The organism is Modestobacter sp. Leaf380 (genome assembly GCF_001424485.1).
Taxonomy (GTDB): Bacteria; Actinomycetota; Actinomycetes; order Mycobacteriales; family Geodermatophilaceae; genus Klenkia.
This window is the reverse complement of sequence record NZ_LMQC01000001.1, coordinates 172,703-191,145: the sequence shown is the minus strand read 5'-3', so window position 1 is coordinate 191,145 and position 18,443 is coordinate 172,703. Positions and strand designations below refer to the sequence as shown.

General features: G+C 74.9%; 15 protein-coding genes. 5 read left to right on the top strand and 10 right to left on the bottom strand.

The features are described 5' to 3' along the window. The first annotated feature begins 22 nt into the window (after positions 1 to 22). Positions 23 to 331, top strand: a complete 309-nt coding sequence (locus tag ASG41_RS00855; protein ID WP_056288400.1) for a hypothetical protein — start codon at positions 23 to 25, stop codon at positions 329 to 331. A gap of 30 nt (positions 332 to 361) precedes the next feature. On the opposite strand, the gene ASG41_RS00850 is transcribed toward ASG41_RS00855, so the two are convergent. The 6 genes from ASG41_RS00850 to mce all read right to left on the bottom strand — a co-directional run bounded on the left by ASG41_RS00850 (position 362) and on the right by mce (position 7,042). Next, positions 362 to 1,000: a class F sortase gene (locus tag ASG41_RS00850; protein ID WP_082556443.1), complete on the bottom strand. Its 639-nt coding sequence runs from the start codon at positions 998 to 1,000 to the stop codon at positions 362 to 364. Between the two features lie 28 nt (positions 1,001 to 1,028). Continuing rightward, entirely contained in the window at positions 1,029 to 1,892 is an 864-nt protein-coding gene (locus ASG41_RS00845; protein ID WP_056288397.1) for a DUF4397 domain-containing protein, read from the bottom strand. Between the two features lie 120 nt (positions 1,893 to 2,012). Continuing rightward, positions 2,013 to 3,779 carry a hypothetical protein gene (locus tag ASG41_RS00840; RefSeq protein ID WP_056288395.1) on the bottom strand — a complete coding sequence of 589 codons (1,767 nt, stop codon included), beginning with the start codon at positions 3,777 to 3,779 and terminating at the stop codon, positions 2,013 to 2,015. A gap of 183 nt (positions 3,780 to 3,962) precedes the next feature. After that, positions 3,963 to 5,039 (bottom strand): hypothetical protein, encoded by a 1,077-nt coding sequence (locus ASG41_RS00835; RefSeq protein ID WP_056288392.1) that lies wholly within the window; start codon positions 5,037 to 5,039, stop codon positions 3,963 to 3,965. Between the two features lie 99 nt (positions 5,040 to 5,138). Continuing rightward, positions 5,139 to 6,470: a crotonyl-CoA carboxylase/reductase gene (ccrA, locus tag ASG41_RS00830; protein WP_056288387.1), complete on the bottom strand. Its 1,332-nt coding sequence runs from the start codon at positions 6,468 to 6,470 to the stop codon at positions 5,139 to 5,141. A gap of 116 nt (positions 6,471 to 6,586) precedes the next feature. After that, positions 6,587 to 7,042: a methylmalonyl-CoA epimerase gene (mce, locus tag ASG41_RS00825; protein WP_056290007.1), complete on the bottom strand. Its 456-nt coding sequence runs from the start codon at positions 7,040 to 7,042 to the stop codon at positions 6,587 to 6,589. Positions 7,043 to 7,202: 160 nt separating this feature from the next. Here mce and ASG41_RS00820 point away from each other — a divergent pair, with 160 nt between their 5' ends. Genes ASG41_RS00820 through ASG41_RS00810 form a run of 3 tightly spaced genes read left to right on the top strand, consistent with a single transcriptional unit; the run spans position 7,203 to position 10,861 of the window. Continuing rightward, positions 7,203 to 8,405, top strand: coding sequence for an acetyl-CoA C-acetyltransferase (locus ASG41_RS00820; protein WP_056290004.1), 1,203 nt, complete (start codon positions 7,203 to 7,205; stop codon positions 8,403 to 8,405). 2 nt (positions 8,406 to 8,407) lie between these two features. After that, positions 8,408 to 9,364, top strand: coding sequence for a methylmalonyl Co-A mutase-associated GTPase MeaB (gene meaB / locus ASG41_RS00815; RefSeq protein ID WP_056288384.1), 957 nt, complete (start codon positions 8,408 to 8,410; stop codon positions 9,362 to 9,364). 24 nt (positions 9,365 to 9,388) lie between these two features. Further along, positions 9,389 to 10,861 carry an NAD(P)/FAD-dependent oxidoreductase gene (locus tag ASG41_RS00810; protein ID WP_056288381.1) on the top strand — a complete coding sequence of 491 codons (1,473 nt, stop codon included), beginning with the start codon at positions 9,389 to 9,391 and terminating at the stop codon, positions 10,859 to 10,861. A gap of 162 nt (positions 10,862 to 11,023) precedes the next feature. Here the strand turns inward: ASG41_RS00810 and ASG41_RS00805 are convergent, their stop codons facing one another. Both ASG41_RS00805 and ASG41_RS00800 read right to left on the bottom strand, forming a co-directional pair. Then, positions 11,024 to 11,899 carry a hypothetical protein gene (locus ASG41_RS00805; RefSeq protein WP_056288378.1) on the bottom strand — a complete coding sequence of 292 codons (876 nt, stop codon included), beginning with the start codon at positions 11,897 to 11,899 and terminating at the stop codon, positions 11,024 to 11,026. Between the two features lie 204 nt (positions 11,900 to 12,103). Further along, positions 12,104 to 12,658: a C40 family peptidase gene (locus ASG41_RS00800; RefSeq protein WP_056288375.1), complete on the bottom strand. Its 555-nt coding sequence runs from the start codon at positions 12,656 to 12,658 to the stop codon at positions 12,104 to 12,106. A 377-nt stretch (positions 12,659 to 13,035) separates the two neighbouring features. Here ASG41_RS00800 and ASG41_RS00795 point away from each other — a divergent pair, with 377 nt between their 5' ends. Then, positions 13,036 to 14,016 (top strand): tetratricopeptide repeat protein, encoded by a 981-nt coding sequence (locus ASG41_RS00795; protein ID WP_082556517.1) that lies wholly within the window; start codon positions 13,036 to 13,038, stop codon positions 14,014 to 14,016. 34 nt (positions 14,017 to 14,050) lie between these two features. On the opposite strand, the gene ASG41_RS00790 is transcribed toward ASG41_RS00795, so the two are convergent. Beyond that, positions 14,051 to 15,487 carry a neutral zinc metallopeptidase gene (locus ASG41_RS00790; protein ID WP_056288373.1) on the bottom strand — a complete coding sequence of 479 codons (1,437 nt, stop codon included), beginning with the start codon at positions 15,485 to 15,487 and terminating at the stop codon, positions 14,051 to 14,053. 175 nt (positions 15,488 to 15,662) lie between these two features. After that, positions 15,663 to 18,428, bottom strand: coding sequence for a 1,4-alpha-glucan branching protein GlgB (gene glgB, locus ASG41_RS00785; protein ID WP_082556441.1), 2,766 nt, complete (start codon positions 18,426 to 18,428; stop codon positions 15,663 to 15,665). Positions 18,429 to 18,443 lie beyond the last annotated feature (15 nt).

Sequence of the window (18,443 nt, the reverse complement as noted above, 5' to 3'; positions counted from 1 at the left end):
GCCGGGTAGCGTCGGGGCCGACATGGGCAGAGGACGGGGGCAGCGGCGGACCGGCCGCGCCACCCGTCCTCCGCTCACCCGGCCCGAACCGGTCGAGCAGGCCGCCGACGGCGACTGGGTCGTCCGGCAGGTCACCGGCGCGGCGAGCCAGCGCACCTACCGCTGCCCGGGTTGCGACCAGGAGATCCGGCCGGGGACGCCGCACGTGGTCACCTGGCCGGTCTACGCCCGGGACTCCGACCTGGACCCCTGGGACACCGAGTCCTCGCTGGACTGGCGTCGGCACTGGCACAGCGTCTGCTGGCGCACGCGAGACCGCCGACACCGCTAGGACCCGACGGCGTCGTCCCGGGCGGCGTCCTCAGACGGCGGTCGCGTAGACCACGATGTTGTCGGTGTAGCTGCGCCGGCTGCGGTCGAACTCCCCGCCGCAGGTGATCAGCCGCAGCTGGGCGTCCACGGTGGGGCCGTAGACCTCGGCCGTGGCGAAGTCGGACTTGGGGTACTCCGCGACCCGGGTGACCTCGAAGGCCAGTGTGCTGCCGTCGCTGCGGCCGACCTCGACCCGGGCGCCGGGCTGCAGCTCCTCGAGCCGGAAGAACACCGCGGGCCCCGAGCGGGAGTCGACGTGGCCGGCCAGCACGGCCGGTCCGACCGCACCCGGCGCGGGGCCGTCGGCGAACCAGCCGGCCTGGGCGTAGTCGGCCGGGGGCACCAGGGCGCCGGTCCGGTCGACGCCGATGGTCACCAGGCTGCTGGTCAGTCCGATGGCCGGCACGGAGACCGAGACCGGGACGGGGACGTCCGAGGCGACCTGCTCGGCCACCACGACCGGGGCCGGTGGCGACCCGGCCACGGTGGGCCCCACGTCCTGGGGGCCGCGCGGGGCCAGCAGGGCGACGGAGCCGGCGACGACGGCCACCAGCGCCAGCACCCAGCGCACGGCGGTCAGGCCGGGACGCCGCCGGGTGCGGTGACGGTGCGGGGTGTGCCTGGGCACGGACGGGCGGGAGGTGGGGCGGTCGCGCTCAGGCGGCAGCGTGCCGACCGGCGACCGCGTGCCGGTGCGGCAGTCGGCGGCCGGCGGTGACCAGCAGGCCGAGCACCGCGGAGGCCGCGATGCCGCCGAGGGCGAGGGGCAGGACCGGGGACCCGCCGTCGGCGCCCCCGCCACCGGCCTCGACGCCACCGGTCGGGACGACGCCCGGGCTGGCCGCGTCCAGGACGGCGCGGACCTCGACACCGGCGTCGCTGTCCAGCAGCAGCACGGTGTAGGTGGACCCGCTGGTCAGCTCGACGGGCAGGTCGGTGCCGGCCGAGGAGCCGCCGCTGACCTCGAGGGTGGTCTGGCCGCCGGGGACCGAGACGTAGCCGGTCTGGGCGGCGAAGGCCAGGCCGCCGGCCAGCTCGTCGCCGTCGGCCAGCGACACGTCGGCCGGGGTGAGCGTGGACGCGGCGTTGACCACCCGGGCCCGGGCCTGGCCCTCGGCGGGCAGGGCCAGGTCGTCCGGGATGACCTCGAGGCCGAGGGAGGCGAACTCGCCGACGCCCGCGACGGTGTAGGCGCTGCCGGCCGCGACGGTGACGGTCGTCGAGAGCACCGGGGCCGAGGTGGCCGCGGCACCGGCCGCGCGCATGGACACCGTGTAGGTGCCGGCGGGCACCGACTGGTAGTCCGAGACCGTGCCGTAGGAGACGCCGGTCAGCAGGATGCCGGAGTCCGGGGTGTCGACGGAGTCCACGTAGACGTCCACCGCGGGTGTGTCCGGGCTCAGGTGCGCCAGGCGGAGCACCCCGCCGTCGGCCGCCCCGGCCGCCGAGGCGCCGCCGACGAGTGCGATCAACCCGGCGAGCAGGAGGACGCCGAGTCCTCGGGTGAGCCGGGTCGTCACGAGGGGGCCTCCTGGGCTGGGGCTGCGGTGTGCTGCGGGGTGTGCTGCGGGGGCGCTGCGAGGCGGTTCCCGGACCGGGAACGGTCCGTCCCCATGATGCACGTCGCGGTGGCCGACCGCCTACCCACCTGCGGCGACGACCAGGCCGTCGGGGTCGGAGGCGTAGCCGTAGGAGATGAGCAGGCCGTCCTCGAGCGGGGTCACCGACGCCGGCGCGTAGGGCGGCAGCTGCGCCGACAGCCAGGTGGTGACCAGGACGACGAGGCCGGGGTCCTCGCGCAGTGGCGTACCGGCTACGGAGTCCACGACGACCCGGCGGACCGGGGTGCCCACCTCGCCGGGGACCGCGGGCAACGAGGAGATGCCGACGCCGTACTGGGCGGCGATGCCGGCCAGCAGGGTGAGCAGACGCGGGTCGACGTCGCCGGAGAGCAGGGCGCCGGTGGCCTGACCGGCCTCGGCGGTGGTCGGGTTGGTCAGCAGGGCCGCGGCCAGCTGGCGGCGGAGGGCGCGCTGGTCGGCCGTCGGCTCGGCCCGGCCCGGGTCCACCACGACGAGGGCGGTGTCGTCGTCGCCGAAGCGGGCGACCACGTCCTCGCGGACGGCCTCGTCGGCCGGCTCCCCGCGCAGGACCTCCAGCCCACCGCTGCCGACGGTGACGCCGGCGCGGTCCAGCTCGTCGGCGAGCAGCCCGTCGGCGGCCACCGGGGTCTGCGGGGACACCTCGGAGCCCAGCCAGTCCAGCAGCTCCGCCCGGTCGGCAGCCCCGAAGTCGTCGGCCCGTGCGGAGGGCAGCACGACCGCCGCCAGGGCGACCGCGGTGGCCAGCGTCGCGCCGCCCACGACCAGCAGCACGGGCCGCGCCCGGTGCACGCCGGGCACCGTCACCAGGCGCTGCACGAGGGCACTGACCAGGACCGCGGCCACCGGCAGGCACACCACGAGCGCCGCGAACCGTCCGGGGGGAGCGACGGCGGCCAGGGTGGTGACCGCCAGTGCAGCCGCCGGCGGCCGCCAGCGGGGCAGCAGCCAGGCGGCGAGGGCGCCGGCGGTGAGCAGGCCCGCGGTCAGCAGGACCGACGGCGTCTCCCCGGCCGCCCAGGGCGTGGTCACCGGGGGCTGGGGGTCCCATCCCGGGAGCAGCAGCACCAGGGCGACGAACACCGGCGCGAGCAGGCCCGCTGCGACCACCCGGACGGTCGGCGACCAGTCCGGGCGGACCCGGCCGGCCGACAGCGCCCCGGCCGCAGCGGCGACCAGGAGCAGGGCCACGTCGGGGGCCAGCAGCACCGCGGGGGCGAGGCACAGCGCCGCGGCCGTCCGGGGTCCGCGGCGTCGGTGCCGGGTGGCCAGCAGCCCGGCGAGCAGCACCCAGGGCACGGCCAGTGAGGCGGGGGAGCTGACCGCGTGCAGGAGCACCAGCCCGGGCACCGCACCGAAGGCCAGCACGGCGATCGCGGCGGCGCCGTCCCCGAGGCCGGCGCGGCGGGCCAGAGCCCAGAGGAGCAGGCAGGACACGACCAGCGTGGTCCAGAGCAGCTCGCGCCCGGCTGCGGCGAGCCCGTCGTGTCGGTCGAAGGCCCGGGTCGCCAGCGCCCAGCCGGCGGTGTGCACCGTGGCCAGGCCGTCCGGGGTGAGCAGTGCCGGAGTGGGGCCGCCGTCCAGCCAGGCCCAGGCCGGACCGGTCAGGGCGCCGTCGTCGGCGAGCGGGCTGCTGCGCAGCGTCCGGGCGGCCAGCAGGGCGCTGACCAGCACGGCGGCGAGCGGGGCCAGCGCCGACCAGCGGGGAGGGGCGGCGCGGGTGGACCGGTGGCGGGCCGGTCGGTCGGCGCGGTCGGAGGGCGCCTGTGCAGGTGCGGCGTCGTCCAGGGTGGACTGCTCGGGCACGTCGTCCCTCCTGGCCGCCGGGGGGTCGGTCACCCCGTGACCGATGCGCGGGTCGACGATCGGAGACCCGCCCGTTCCTGTGTTGATCTTGACACGCTGAGTCACGGAAGGCCAGTCGGACGACGGACGCCCGCCTGCTCCGGGGAGCAGGCGGGCGTCCGGGGGCGTGCTGGTGGTGCGGGGTCAGCGGCGGGGTGAGCTGCCCTGCGGCTGGGCCGGGACGCTGCCGGTGGAGGCGGGCACGGAGCGCACCGCGGGCTGCACCGCGGTGGAGGGACCGTCGTCGCCCGCCGGGGTGGGGACGGCGGGACGACCCGGGGCGCGGGTGGCGCCCGGGGCCGGCGGCCCCTGCTGCTGCCCGGCGGCCTGGGCCGGCACGGCCGGCCCGGCCGGCCCGGTCGGTGCCGGCGTCGCCCCCGCCGGGTCGGACGCCGGCTCCGCCGGCGCCTCGGGGTCGGGACGGTCGCCCAGGTCGGGGAGCTGGCCCAGCAGGGCCCGCACGTCGTGCAGCCGGGAGGTCAGCTCGTCGCGCACCCGGCGGATCGAGGCCGCCCGCGCCTCGGCGTCGGCGACCAGGCCCGCGGCGTGCTGCTCGGCCGCGGCGACACGCTGCTCGGCGGCCTGCCGCGAGGAGCGGTCGCGCTCCTCCTCGAGCCGGGCCGCCTCGCTGCGACGGGCCCGCTGGGCGATCTCGAAGTCCTCCTCGATCTTCGTCCGCCGGGCCTGGGAGTCGGCGTCGAGCCGCGCGACGCGCTCCTCGGCGGCCGTGACCAGCTCGTCGGCGTGCGCCTGAGCGGCGGCGGTGACCTCGCCGGCCTGCTGCCGGGCGCCGGCGAGCAGCTCCTCGGTCTCGGTCTGGCCGGCCCGGGTCCGCTCGTCGGCGGCCTGCGCGTCGGCCGTGGCCCGCGCCCGGACCTGCTCGGCGTCGGCCTCCGCGGCACGACGGATCTCCGCGGCCTCCTCCTCGGCCAGCCGCAGCATGTGCGAGATGCGCTCGCCCATGTTCTCGAAGGTGGGCGCCCCGGCCGAGGCGGCCTTGCGGCGCAGCCCCTCCATCTCGCTCTGCAGCGCGTTGAGCTGCGAGGCCAGTTCCGAGGACCGCTGTGCCGCGGCGTCCCGGTCGGCCATCGTGACCCGCAGGTCCGCGTCCAGGCGTTCGATCGCCTCGGCGACCTGGTCGCGGTCGTACCCCTTGCGCACCACCTCGAAGGAGTAGGTGGCCTCGCGGAGCGGCAGCAGGTCGGCGTGGGGGTCGCTCATGGGCCCATCCTCCCAGACACCCGGGGCCCTGTCGGGCGTGTCGGGCCGGTCCGTCGCACTCTCACAGGCAGTGCGCAGGACCGGCCCGGCGCGGTGTGCTCAGACCCCGCGGAAGCGGTTGATGGCCTCCAGGTGCTGCTCCCGCTTGGCGGTGTCCCGGACGCCGAGACCCTCCTCGGGGGCCAGCGTCAGCACCCCGACCTTGCCCTGGTGGGCGTTGCGGTGGACGTCCAGCGCGGCCTGCCCGACCTCCTCCATCGGGTAGACCTTGGACAGCGTCGGGTGGATGAGGCCCTTGTCGATGAGCCGGTTGGCCTCCCACGCCTCCTTGTAGTTCGCGAAGTGCGAGCCGACGATCCGCTTGAGGTTCATCCACAGGTAGCGGTTGTCGTAGGAGTGCATGTAGCCGCTGGTGGAGGCGCAGGTGACGATCGTGCCGCCCTTCTTGGCGACGTAGACGCTGGCGCCGAAGGTCTCCCGGCCGGGGTGCTCGAAGACGATGTCGGGGTCGTCGCCGCCGGTGAGCTCGCGGATCTTCTTGCCCAGCCGCTGCCACTCCTTGGGGTCCTGCTCGTGCTCGTCCTTCCAGAACCGGTAGCCCTCGGCGGAGCGGTCGATGACCAGCTCGGCGCCCATCCGCCGGACGATCTCGGCCTTCTCCGGGCTGGAGACGACGCAGACCGGGATCGCGCCGCCGTTGAGCGCCATCTGGGTGGCGTAGGAGCCCAGGCCACCCGAGGCGCCCCAGATGAGCACGGTGTCGCCCTGCTTCATGTTCGCGCCGTTGTGGCTGACCAGCTGCCGGTAGGCGGTGGAGTTCACCAGGCCCGGCGCGGCGGCCTCCTCCCAGGTGAGGTGGCCGGGCTTGGGCATCAGCTGGTTGCTCTTGACCAGGGCCAGCTCGGCCAGGCCGCCGAAGTTGGTCTCGAAGCCCCAGATCCGCTGCTGCGGGTCCATCATCGTGTCGTCGTGGCCGGCCGGGTCCTCGAGCTCGACGGACAGGCAGTGCGCGACGACCTCGTCGCCGGGCTTCCACTTGTTCACCCCGGGGCCCACCCGCAGGACGACGCCGGCCAGGTCTGAGCCCACCACGTGGTACGGCAGGTCGTGCTTCTTGGTGAGCTCGGAGAGCTTGCCGTAGCGGGCCAGGAACCCGAACGTGCTCACGGGCTCGAAGATCGACGTCCAGACGGTGTTGTAGTTGACCGAGCTGGCCATCACCGCCACCACCGCCTCGCCCGGGCCGAGCTCGGGGGTGGCCACCTCTTCCACGTGGAGGGACCTGCGGGGGTCCTTCTCCTTGGTGGGCAGGCCCTCGAACACGTCCTGCTCGTCCCTGCGCACCAGCACACCGCGGTAGGAGTCCGGCACGGCCAGGCCCCCGATGTCGCTGAGGTGGTCGGCGAGGATGGCGTCCCTGATCTCGTTCACGCGGTGCTCCCGGGTCGTCGTTGGCTCGGAGTCGTGCGGGGTCCTGCAGGTGGTGCCGGATGTTACTGACCAGTAGGGAAGTGGCAAGGCAGTGTGAGCGGCGCCTCAGTGCGCCGTCAGGACGTCGGGGCGGGCTCGACCAGCTCGACCAGCACGCCCCCGGCGTCCTTGGGGTGCACGAAGTTGACCCGGCTGCCCGACGTCCCGCGACGGGGCTCGTCGTAGAGCAGCCGCAGTCCGCGCTCGCGCAGCACGGCGCTGACCGCCTCGACGTCGACCACCCGGAAGGCCAGCTGCTGCAGGCCCGGGCCCGAGCGGCCGATGAACTTCGCGATCGTGGACTCCGGGGTCAGCGGCGCGAGCAGCTGGATCCGGGTCTGGCCGTCGCCGACGGCGAGCATGGCCTCGCGGACGCCCTGCTCCTCGTTGGTCTCCTCGTGCACCGACACGATCCCGAAGGCCCGGTCGTAGAAGGCCAACGCCTCGTCCAGGTCGGGGACGGCGATCCCCACGTGGTCGATCGTGGTGAACAGCTCGGTGGGCAGGCCGGTGGCGGCTCCGTCGACGCTCATGCCGGCATGCTGCCGGTCGCCCCGCGGGACCGGCACCCCCGGGCGGGGGCCAGCCCGGTGACCTCGGTCACCAGCCGTCGGCGTCGGACCCCGGGCAGCCCTACGCTGGAGGGCCGGACGAGGTCGCCAACGAGGGTGGCCGGACCGAGTGGAGGACGGCATGACCCAGCCTGCAGCGAAGAACCGCTCCGTGATCGTCGGCGGCGCCCGCACCCCGATGGGCCGGCTGCTCGGCTCGCTCAAGGACTTCTCCGCCGCCGACCTCGGGGGCGTCGCCATCAAGGGCGCCCTGGAGAAGGCAGGCATCAGCGGCGACCAGGTCGAGTACGTGATCATGGGCCAGGTCATCCAGGCCGGCGCCGGCCAGAACCCGGCCCGCCCGGCCGCGGTCGCCGGCGGCATCCCGATGTCGGTGCCCTCGTTCACGCTGAACAAGGTCTGCCTGTCCGGGCTGGACGCCATCGCGCTGGCCGACCAGCTCATCCGCGCCGGTGAGTTCGAGGTCGTCGTCGCCGGGGGCATGGAGTCGATGACCCAGGCCCCGCACCTGCTGGCCAACAGCCGCTCGGGCACCAAGTTCGGTGACACCGCGCTGGTGGACTCGATGAGCCACGACGGGCTCTCCGACACCTTCGACCAGGTCGCGATGGGTCTGCTGACCGAGCAGGCCAACAGCCGCTACGAGCTCACCCGCGAGGAGCAGGACGCCTTCGCCGCGGCCAGCCACCAGCGGGCCGCGGCCGCGCACAAGAACGGTCTGTTCGACGACGAGATCGTGACGGTGTCCATCCCGCAGCGGAAGGGCGACCCGATCGAGTTCCGCGAGGACGAGGGCATCCGGGCCGACACGACCACCGAGACCCTCGGCAAGCTGAAGCCGGCCTTCTCGAAGGACGGCACCATCACCGCCGGCACGGCCTCGCAGATCTCCGACGGCGCCGCCGCCGTCGTGGTGATGAGCGCCGCCAAGGCCGCCGAGCTGGGCCTGACCGTGCTGGCCGAGATCGGCGCGCACGGCGTCGTGGCCGGGCCGGACGCCACGCTGCAGCAGCAGCCCTCGGCCGCCATCGCCAAGGCCTGCGCCCGCGAGGGCATCAGCCCCACCGACCTGGACCTGGTCGAGATCAACGAGGCGTTCGCCGCGGTCGGCATCGTGTCCACCCGCGAGCTCGGCCTGGACCCCGAGCGCGTCAACGTCAACGGCGGGGCCATCGCACTGGGCCACCCGGTCGGCATGAGCGGCGCCCGGATCGCCCTGCACCTGGCCCTGGAGCTCAAGCGCCGCGGTGGCGGCGTCGGCGCCGCCGCGCTGTGCGGTGGCGGCGGCCAGGGCGACGCGCTGGTCCTGCACGTCCCCGCCTGACCGTGGGACGCCGCACCCCGGACGTCGGCGCACTCGTCGCCGGCGCCCGGGACGGCGACCCCCGCTCGGTCGCCCGGCTGATCAGCCTGGTCGAGGACGAGAGCCCGGTCCTCCGCGAGGTGGCCGCAGCGCTGGCCCCGCACACCGGCGGCGCCCGGGTGCTGGGCATCACCGGCCCGCCCGGCGTCGGCAAGTCGACCACCACCACGGCTGTCGTCCGGGGGCTGCGTGCCCGGGACCTGCGGGTCGGGGTCCTCGCCGTCGACCCGTCCTCGCCGTTCTCCGGTGGGGCGCTGCTGGGCGACCGGGTGCGGATGGGCGACCACGCCGGCGACCCCGGGGTCTTCATCCGCTCGATGGCCTCCCGCGGGCACCTGGGCGGGCTGTCCTGGGCCACCCCGCAGGCGCTGGGGGTGCTCGACGCGGCCGGCTGCGACGTCGTCGTCGTCGAGACCGTGGGGGTGGGGCAGTCGGAGCTGGAGGTCGCCTCGCTGGCCGACACCACCCTGGTGCTCGTCGCCCCCGGCATGGGCGACGGCGTGCAGGCGGCCAAGGCCGGCATCCTCGAGGTCGCCGACGTCCTCGTGGTCAACAAGGCCGACCGGGACGGCGCGGACCGCACCGCCCGCGAGCTGCGCTCCATGCTCACCATGGCCCCGGATGCCGGCTGGCGGCCCCCGGTCGTGCGCACCGTGGCCTCCCGGGACGCCGACAACGGGGTGGACGACCTGCTCGCCGCGGTCGAGGACCACCGCGCCTGGCTCACCACCTCCGGGGAGGGCGAGCGCCGGCGACGGCTGCGGGCCGCCCGCGAGGTGGAGGCCATCGCCGTCGGCGAGCTGCGCCGGCGGATGGGCGACGTCGGCGGCGCCGAGGCGCTGGACGCCCTGGCCGGCCGGGTGCTGGTCGGCGAGCTGGACCCCTACGCCGCGGCCGACGAGCTCGTCGGGCGGCTCTGACCCCCGCCGGGGGAGGATGGGGAGGTGACCACCAAGCCGGACGCCGTCGTCGTCGGAGCCGGCCCGAACGGCCTGGCCGCTGCCCTGCGCCTGTCGGCCGCGGGCCTGCGCGTGCAGGTCGTCGAGCGCGGTGACCGCCCCGGTGGCGGGATGCGGACCGAGGAGGTCACCCTCCCCGGGTTCGCACACGACATCTGCTCCGCGGTGCACCCGATGGGCGTCGCCTCCCCGTTCTTCCGGGAGTTCGACTGGGAGTCCCGGGGCGTGCGCATGCTGCACCCCGAGGTCGCCTACGCCCACCCGCTCGACGGCGGGGACGCCGCCGTCGCGTACCGCTCGCTGGAGCAGACCGCCGCCGGCCTGGGTGCCGACGGGGACGCCTACCGGGCTCTGTTCAGCCAGCTCGTCGAGCACGGCGACGACGTCATCGACTTCTTCCTGTCCTCCGCCTTCCGCCGGCTGCCCACCCGCAGCATCCCGGCGATCACCCGGTTCGCCCTCAACGCGCTACCCAACGTGCGGTGGCTGGCGCACAAGGCCTTCGAGGGGGAGAAGGCCCGCTCGCTCATCGGCGGCGCCGCCGCACACGGGATGCTCGACCTGACCCGCCCGCTCACCGCCGGGCTGGGGATGGTGCTGTCGATGCTGGCCCACCACCGCGGCTGGCCGCTGCCCGAGGGCGGCACCCAGACGATGGCCGACGCCATGGTCACCGCGCTGGAGCAGCAGGGCGGCTCGGTCGAACTCGGCCACGAGGTCACCGACCTGCGCGAGTTCGACGGCGTCCCGGCCGTGCTGCTGGACACCTCGCCGGGTGCGTTCGTGGCGATGGCCGGGGACCGGATGCACCCCGGGTACGCGCGCTGGGTGAACCGCTACAAGCACGGCCCCGGCGTCTTCAAGGTGGACTGGGCGCTGTCGGACCCGGTGCCCTGGACCAACCCCGACGTCCGCCGGGCCGGCACCGTGCACGTCGCCGGCACGCTGTCCGAGACGATCGCCGGGGAGGCCGCCCCCGCCGCCGGTCGGCTGACCGACCGCCCCTACGTGCTCGCCGTCCAGCCCACCGTGGTCGACCCCACCCGGGCGCCCGAGGGCAAGCACGTGTTCTGGGCCTACGTGCACGTGCCGCACGGCTCCGACGTCGACATGACCGCCGAGATCGAGACCCAGGTCGAGCGCTTCGCCCCCGGCTTCAAGGACACGATCCTGGCCCGGGCGACCATGACCGCCCCGCAGATGCAGCAGTGGAACCCCAACGACGTGGGCGGCGACATCTCCAACGGCGAGGCCTCGCTCCGCCAGATGCTCGCCCGCCCGGTGCCGCGCTGGAACACCTACTCGACCCCGCTGGACGGCGTCTTCCTCGCCTCCGCCGCCACCCCGCCGGGTCCCGCGGTGCACGGCATGTGCGGTGACAACGCAGCCAAGGTGGCGCTGCGGAAGGTCTTCGGCGTCCGCACCCCGCCCCCGCTCCGCCCCGCACCCCCCGCCTGACCCCCGGCCCAGCTCGAAGTCACAGCGAGCGGTGTCGCCCCGCCCCGGGCCGCTCGATGTCACATCGAGGGGTGTCGCCCCGGCTCGGGGCTGCTCGATGTGACATCGAGGGGTGTCTGCGGCTCGGGGCTGTTCGATGGCCCCGTGTGACGGCTGCGTGGGTCAGCGGGCCAGCTCGGCGCGAACGCGGCCGACGACGGACGCCGGGTCCCTCAGGTCCTCGGCGGTCACGAAGACCACCCGCCAGCCGGCAGCGGTGAGCCGGTTCAACCGGGCCCGGTCGCGGGCGAACTGTGCGGTCCCTCCGTGCCACCGGCCGTCGTACTCGACGGCGACCCGGTGAGCCGGCCAGCCGAGGTCCACCCGGGCCACCTCCCGCCCCTCGTGCAGCACCCGGAACTGCGGGATCGGCGCGGGGAGCCCGGCGCGCTGGAGCAGCAGGCGCACGACGGTCTCCTGGGGTGACTCGGCCAGCCCGTCGGCGAGTCGCACCACGGCCTCGCGACGGCGTGCGCCGCGGCTGGGGTCGGCGCGGGCGGCGGCGAGCACCTCCGCCTGACCCACCGGCACGGCGAGCAGGAACCGGTCCACCAGGGCAACCGCCTCCTCGACCGGGCGCGCGCGGGCCAGGTCCAAGGCGGTGCGCACCAAGGACGTGACGGCGACGCCGGACCGGAGCACCGTCTCCTCGACCGCGATCCGTTCGCGTCGGACGCGCACCCCGTCCACGCGCCCGGAGGTGCACCCGGGCGGCAGGACCAGCTCGACGTCGTCCGTCAGCCCGGCGAGGGGGACGCCCCACAGGACGGCAGCGCTGCGACCGGCGACCACGGCGCCGGGCAGCAGCAGCTGCGCTGCCGCGACGGCCCGCACCCGGTGGTCGACGACGACGTCGGGTCCGGCGCGCACGTCGCGGAACAGCCGGACGAAGGCCCTCGACCGCAGGTGCGTGGTGGTCAGTTGCCCCCGGCGCACGGCGTGCGAGCCGCGGAACACGACCCCGCGCAGTTCGGGCGGACAGCTCGGGGTGGGTGCCACCGGGGGAGCCTGCCTGCACACGGCCCGGCCGTGTGCGCCGTCGTCCACAGGCCGAGGCCCGCAGACAGGAGCCGGAACCCCTCGATGTCACATCCAGGGGCTCGAACGCCTGAAGACCCCCCTCGATGTCACACCGGGGGGATGGACCCGCCTGGACTCCGCTCGATGTCACATCAGGGGGGACGGCCCTGCCCGGGCGGTCCGTCAGGCGATGCGGGAGGCGCCGGCGAAGCCGGGCATGTCCACGCTGCTGACGACGACGCCGGTGCTGGAGTTCAGCGCGTTGACCATCTGGCCGTCGCCGACGTAGATGCCGACGTGGCTGACCGGGGAGTAGAAGAAGACCAGGTCACCGGGGACGAGGTCGGCGCGGGAGACCGGGGTGCCGACCTGGGACTGGGCACTGCTGGTCCGCGGCAGTGCGACCCCGGCGGCGGCGTAGGCGGCGGTGGTGAGGCCGGAGCAGTCGTAGGCGTCCGGGCCGTTGCCGCCGTAGGCGTAGCCCTTGCCGACCTGGGTCATCGCGGCGTCGACGGCGGCTTGCGCGGCGGGCGACTGGCCGGCGGCAGCGGTCGCGGCGACCGGGGCCGCGGTCCGGGCGCTCGCGGTGCCGGGCAGCACGCCGACCGACAGCGTGGCCGCGGCGGCGCCGGTCACGAGGACCCGGGCCAGCCGGGACCGCAGCGGGCTGCGGTGGTCCCGGGGGTGGTCGTTGCTGGTGTGGTGCTGGTCGAGCTCGGTGGGGTGGGTGGTCGCCATGGGCGGCACTCGCTCCTCTCGCGTCGTCCGCCGGGACACCACGCGCCGGGCGCACACCGGACGGCGGGCGGGGGGCAGTGGCGGAGCGGGTCGGGTGCTCACGGGCACCTCGCGACCCTCGGCCTGGCCCCGGGCTGGGGCGGCACTCCGGCGGTGCCGGGTCGGGGCCGTCCGGTGGGGACGACGACCTCCCGATCGGCCCGACGACCGTAGGCAGCCCCCCGGGGGACCCCGCAACCCCACGGGCGGCCGGGGGAGCGGGGAGCGCGGCGTCCGGGCAGGTCACCCCCGGAGCTGCCTGCGGAGGTGATCCGGGGCACAGCGGCGGCCTCCCCGTGGCGAGCGTCGGCGCCCCGGCCGGTGGGATGATCGTCCTCATGCAGCCGAACCGCCCCGCTCGACCCGGACCCACCGACCCCCGCGCCGCCGCGCAGCAGGCGCAGATGGCCGCGTCGCTGGCCGGTGCTGTCGACCTGGCCGCGGTGAAGGCCCGCTCGGACGCCGCCGCGCGGGCCGCCGCCGCGCCGCCACCCAGCGCCGATGCCCCCGTGGGTGCCGCCGGCAGTGCCGTGATCGACGTCGACGAGGCCACCTTCCAGACCGAGGTCATCGACCGCTCCTTCCAGGTGCCGGTCGTGCTGGACCTGTGGGCAGAGTGGTGTGGGCCGTGCAAGCAGCTGTCCCCGGTGCTGGAGAAGCTGGCGCTGGAGGGCGGCGGTGCCTGGGTGCTCGCCAAGGTCGACGTCGATGCCAACCCCAACCTGTCCCAGGGGCTGCGCGTGCAGGGCATCCCGGCGGTCAAGGCCGTCTGGCAGGGCCAGCTGGTCGCCGAGTTCACCGGGGCCATCCCCGAGGAGCAGGCCCGCCAGTTCGTCACCGAGCTGGTCGGCGCGACCACCGGTGGTGGCGTGCCCGGCGCTGCCGAGGGCGAGGAGGGCGAGGAGCCCGAGGACCCGCGCCTGGACGCCGCCGACGACGCGCTGAACCGCGGCGACCTGCCTGCCGCCGAGGCCGCCTACCAGGCGATCCTGGACGCGGAGCCCACGCACCCGGTCGCCGGCCTGGCGCTCAAGCAGGTGCAGCTGTTCCGCCGCGCGGAGGAGGCCGGCCCGAACGCGTTGGCCGCCGCCGACGCCGCCCCCGACGACGTCGCCGCCCAGACCCGGGCCGCGGACTTCCTGCTGGGCACCGGCGACGTCGACGCCGCGTTCGCCCGGCTGCTGGACGTCGTGCGGCGCACCGCCGGCGAGGACCGGGACGTCGCCCGCGTGCACCTGGTCGAGCTGTTCAGCGTCGTCGGTGACGAGGACCCCCGGGTGGGGGCCGCCCGCCGGCAGCTGTCGGCCGCCCTGTTCTGACCCGCTCGCGGTCGGACCCGCCGGCGGCCTCGGCTCAGCTGAGGCCGCAGGCGGTCAGCCCCTGCAGGTAGCCGGTGCGGAACACGTCGACGAGCTGGAAGCCGGACAGGCTGACGTCGGGGAAGACCCGCGGGTCCTTGCCGTAGCTGAGCAGGAACTGGACGGCCTCGTCGAAGTCCCCGGGCGAGATGGTCAGGCGGGACACGACCTGTCCCTGGTCGTCGGTGACAGCGATCTCCCCGTTGAGCGCGGCCCCGGAGAACGCCCCGGCCTGGCAGGTCGCCGAGCGGATGGCGTCCTGGTCGTCGGTCGACAGACCCAGCTGCTCGCGGGCAGCGAGCCCGTAGGGGATGGCCACGGCGGTGAGGACCGCGTAGTCGCCGATGTCGGAGTAGGCCGGGTCGGCGAGGTCGGTCACGTCGTACCCGACGGTGTCGTCGGCGGCGCAGAAGTAGACGTCGGCTTCTGGTGAGACGCCCTCGCAGGAGGGTGCCGTGCCCTCGAACGGGCTGATCGTCGGAGCACTGAACTCGGTGCCCAGGTCGCTGGGGAAGCTGTCCTCGTAGTAGGTCGGGAACGAGTCCTCGATCAGCTGGACCAGGGCCTCGGGCTCGGCGTCTCCCCCGGATGCGCCTCCGTTCTCCTCGGTGAACTCGGCCTGGGTGAACCGCCGGTCGCCCTCGTAGTTGTCCCGGCAGGCGGCGGGGCCGCCGTCGTACCCCTCCTGCACAGCAGAGACCCGGTCGAAGTAGGACCCGTGTGCCTGCTCGTTGTCCGCGGCCGTCCCCACGGGGTCGCGCAGGAGCTGGTAGCCCCGCAGCAGGTCGTCCAGGTCGGTGGACCGGATGGTCTGGTGCGAGGAGTTGCCGTCGGCGACCCAGCGGGTCCAGGCCCCGGCGAAGCAGTCTGCCTGGGTCTCGGTGTTGATGGAGGCGTTGCCGGCCGGGTAACCCACCCGGCCCTGGACGGCGTGCCCGAACTCGTGGGCCGCCACCAGCGCCGGCAGGAAGCCCCCGAACTCGCCGGCCAGCTCCTGCAGGTAGTCCCGGTCGTAGCTGATCGAGTCGTCGTTGACCCCGCTGGCACCCGGAGGGCAGTAGAAGGCGTTCTGCTCGACCTCTCGTGGATCGGCACCGCAGCCGATGGCGCCCTCGGGGTACAGCGACTCGTCGACGTCATTCGGGTCGACGGAGTAGTAGCCACCGGTCAGCGACGGGAAGTCCTCGCCGTAGACGTCGGGGAACTGTGCCTTCCAGTACGCGTCGAGGTCGGCGAGGGCGTTGCGCATGGTGACGTCGACCTCGGTCTCGGCCGCGCCGGTGATCGGGAAGTCCCCGGGTGCCACGTCGCTGATGGCGGGCCCCGCGGGGGAGGCCTGGCCGGGCACCAGCGTCGAGGAGCAGCCGGTGAGCAGCACGCTCAGGGACAGGGCGCCGGCAGCGACAGCCACCAGGCGGGACGTCGACGTCATGGGCTCCCGTTCTCCGCGCGCCGACCGGGGGACCGGCCGACGCCACCATCATGGCCGACCCGCTGCGGCTCCGCGACGAGGCGAGTCCGTGCGCCACCCGGCAGGGGTGGACGCACAGCGCCCGCCGTCCCGGGTGGGACGGCGGGCGTTGGGTGCGGTCGCCCGGTGGGGCGGCTCAGCTCTCGTGCAGGAACCAGACGGTGCCCAGCGGCGGGGCGCTGAGGGTGGCGGAGAACGGCTGCCCGTGCCACGGCTCGGCGACGGCGTCGACGCCACCCAGGTTGCCCACCCCGGAGCCGCCGTAGGCCTCGGCGTCGGTGTTGAGGACCTCACGCCAGCGGCCACCGCGCGGCAGGCCGATCCGGTAGCCCTCGTGCGGGGTGCCGGCGAAGTTGGCGACGCAGGCCAGTGCCTGGCCGCCGCTGCCGTAACGCAGGAAGCTCAGCACGTTGCTGGTCGCGTCGTTGGCGTCGATCCACTGGAACCCGGCCGGGTCGACGTCCTGGCTCCACAGCGCCTCGGTCTCCTTGTACCGGGCGTTGAGGTCGGCGACCAGGGAGAGCACGCCGCGGTGCGCCGGGTCGTCCAGGTGCCACCAGTCCAGCGAGCGGGAGTCGGCCCACTCGCCGTCCTGGGCGAACTCCTGGCCCATGAAGAGCAGCTGCTTGCCCGGGTGGGCCCACATGTAGGCCAGGTAGGCGCGCACGTTGGCCAGCTGCTGCCAGCGGTCACCGGGCATCTTGCGCAGCAGCGAGCCCTTGCCGTACACGACCTCGTCGTGGCTGATCGGCAGCACGTAGTTCTCGCTGTAGGCGTAGACCAGGGAGAACGTCAGCTGGTTGTGGTGGTAGACGCGGTGCACCGGCTGCTTCTCGACGTAGCCGAGCGAGTCGTGCATCCAGCCCATGTTCCACTTGAAGCCGAAGCCCAGGCCGCCCAGGTAGGTGGGCCGGGTGACGCCCGGCCACGCGGTCGACTCCTCCGCGATCGTCATGACCCCGGGCACCTCGCGGTAGACCGTCGCGTTCATCTCCTGCAGGAACGCCACCGCCTCCAGGTTCTCCCGGCCGCCGTGCACGTTGGGCGTCCACTGGCCCTCCTCGCGGGAGTAGTCCAGGTAGAGCATCGAGGCGACGGCGTCGACCCGGATGCCGTCGACGTGGAACTCCTTGAGCCAGTACAGGGCGTTGGCGACCAGGAAGTTGCGGACCTCGGAGCGGCCGAAGTCGAAGACGTAGGTGCCCCAGTCCATCTGCTCGCCGCGCTGGGGGTCACCGTGCTCGTAGAGCGCGGTCCCGTCGAAGCGGCCCAGCGACCACTCGTCCTTGGGGAAGTGCGCCGGCACCCAGTCGATGATGATGCCCAGGCCCGCCTGGTGGGCCTTGTCGACCAGGTAACGGAAGTCGTCGGGGACGCCGAAGCGGGAGGACGGGGCGTAGTAGCCGCTGACCTGGTAGCCCCAGGACCCGCCGAAGGGGTGCTCGGCGACCGGCATGAACTCCAGGTGGGTGAACCCGGCGTACGTGGCGTACTCGACCAGCTCGTCGGCCAGCTGACGGTAGGACAGCCCCTGCTTCCAGGACCCGACGTGCACCTCGTAGGCGCTGACCGGGCGGGCGTGCCAGTTGCCCTCCGCGCGGTCGGCCAGCCAGGCGTCGTCGTCCCAGGTGTAGGTGGACTCGGTGACCACCGAGGCGTTCAGCGGCGGCACCTCGGTGGCGAAGGCCATCGGGTCCGACTTCTCCCGCCAGACGCCGTCGGCGCCCAGCACGTGGAAGCGGTAGCGCTGGCCGACCTCGACACCGGGGACGAAGACCTCCCAGACGCCGGAGGAGCCCAGCGAGCGCATCGGCAGGGCGCGGGCCTGCCACCAGTCGAAGTCGCCGGTGACCTTCACGCCGCGGGCGTTGGGCGCCCAGACGGCGAAGGAGGCGCCGGTGACGGTGCCACCGGGGGTCTCGTAGGAGCGCGGGTGGGCACCGAGGACCTCCCAGAGCCGCTCGTGCCGGCCCTCGCGGATCAGGTGCTGGTCCACCTCGCCCAGGGTGGGCAGCCACCGGTAGGGGTCGTCGGCGAGCACGGTGTTCGTGCCGCCCTCGCCGTCGCTGTAGACGACCTCGACCCGGTAGTCCCCGGGCTGCTGGGGGAGGGCGGCCTCGTAGACGCCACCGCCGTGCAGCTGGGAGGCCTCGTGCCGGCTGCCGTCCTGGTCCACCACGGTCACCGACACGGCGTCCGGGCGCAGCGTGCGGACCACCCAGCCCGAGCCGGCCTGGTGGGCGCCGAGGACGGCGTGCGGGTCGTGCGACCAGCCCTCGACGACGGCGCGGACGGCCTCGCCGTCGACCGGCTCCGGGCCGGCCGGGCTCTCGGTGACGGGGGCCAGCTCGACCGGCGGGGCCTCCTGCGGGGCGTCGTAGACGCTGGGCCCCGGCGTGGCGGCCGGCGTGCCGATCACCGCGGCGTGCCGGCCCGGTGCTTCCGCGGCCGACGCCTGGTCACCGGGGGGCGCCGCGTCGGGGGCGGGGGAGCCCTCGGCGGGGGCGTCGGCGGCCGGGGTGTCGGTGGCCGGGGTGTCGTCCCGCTCGCCGTCCTCGTCCGGGCTGGTGCTGGCCGGGCTGATCTCGGTGGTCTCGGCCGGGGAGTCCCCGCCGGTGCCGGCGTGCTCGCCGTCCTCCCGCGGGGTCGGGTGCGAGACCTCGGCCGGGTCGCCGTCGGGTGCCTCGGGCTGGGGTGCCGAGGGGGCCGACTGCACGCCGGGCTCGGCGATCGGGGCCGGGGCCACCACCGGGGTGGCGGTGATGCCCTGCCCGGGGTTGCTGGGCCGCTCGCGCTCGGCGGCCTCGAGCTTCTCGGCGAACTCCTCCGCCTTGCGCTCCACGGAGCGCTGCAGCTCCTCCCGGGTCATCGGGTCGTCGGGTGTCTCGTCCTGCGTCGTCATCGTCGCTCCGTCCGT

Coding starts and splice junctions, on each gene's coding strand:
- mce (WP_056290007.1), bottom strand. CDS start 7,042: ATGAGCGTCGACGGAGCCGCCACCGGCCTGCCCACCGAGCTGTTCACC.
- ASG41_RS00800 (WP_056288375.1), bottom strand. CDS start 12,658: ATGGCGACCACCCACCCCACCGAGCTCGACCAGCACCACACCAGCAAC.
- ASG41_RS00855 (WP_056288400.1), top strand. CDS start 23: ATGGGCAGAGGACGGGGGCAGCGGCGGACCGGCCGCGCCACCCGTCCT.
- ASG41_RS00790 (WP_056288373.1), bottom strand. CDS start 15,487: ATGACGTCGACGTCCCGCCTGGTGGCTGTCGCTGCCGGCGCCCTGTCC.
- ASG41_RS00820 (WP_056290004.1), top strand. CDS start 7,203: ATGACCCAGCCTGCAGCGAAGAACCGCTCCGTGATCGTCGGCGGCGCC.
- ASG41_RS00795 (WP_082556517.1), top strand. CDS start 13,036: ATGCAGCCGAACCGCCCCGCTCGACCCGGACCCACCGACCCCCGCGCC.
- glgB (WP_082556441.1), bottom strand. CDS start 18,428: ATGACGACGCAGGACGAGACACCCGACGACCCGATGACCCGGGAGGAG.
- ASG41_RS00835 (WP_056288392.1), bottom strand. CDS start 5,039: ATGAGCGACCCCCACGCCGACCTGCTGCCGCTCCGCGAGGCCACCTAC.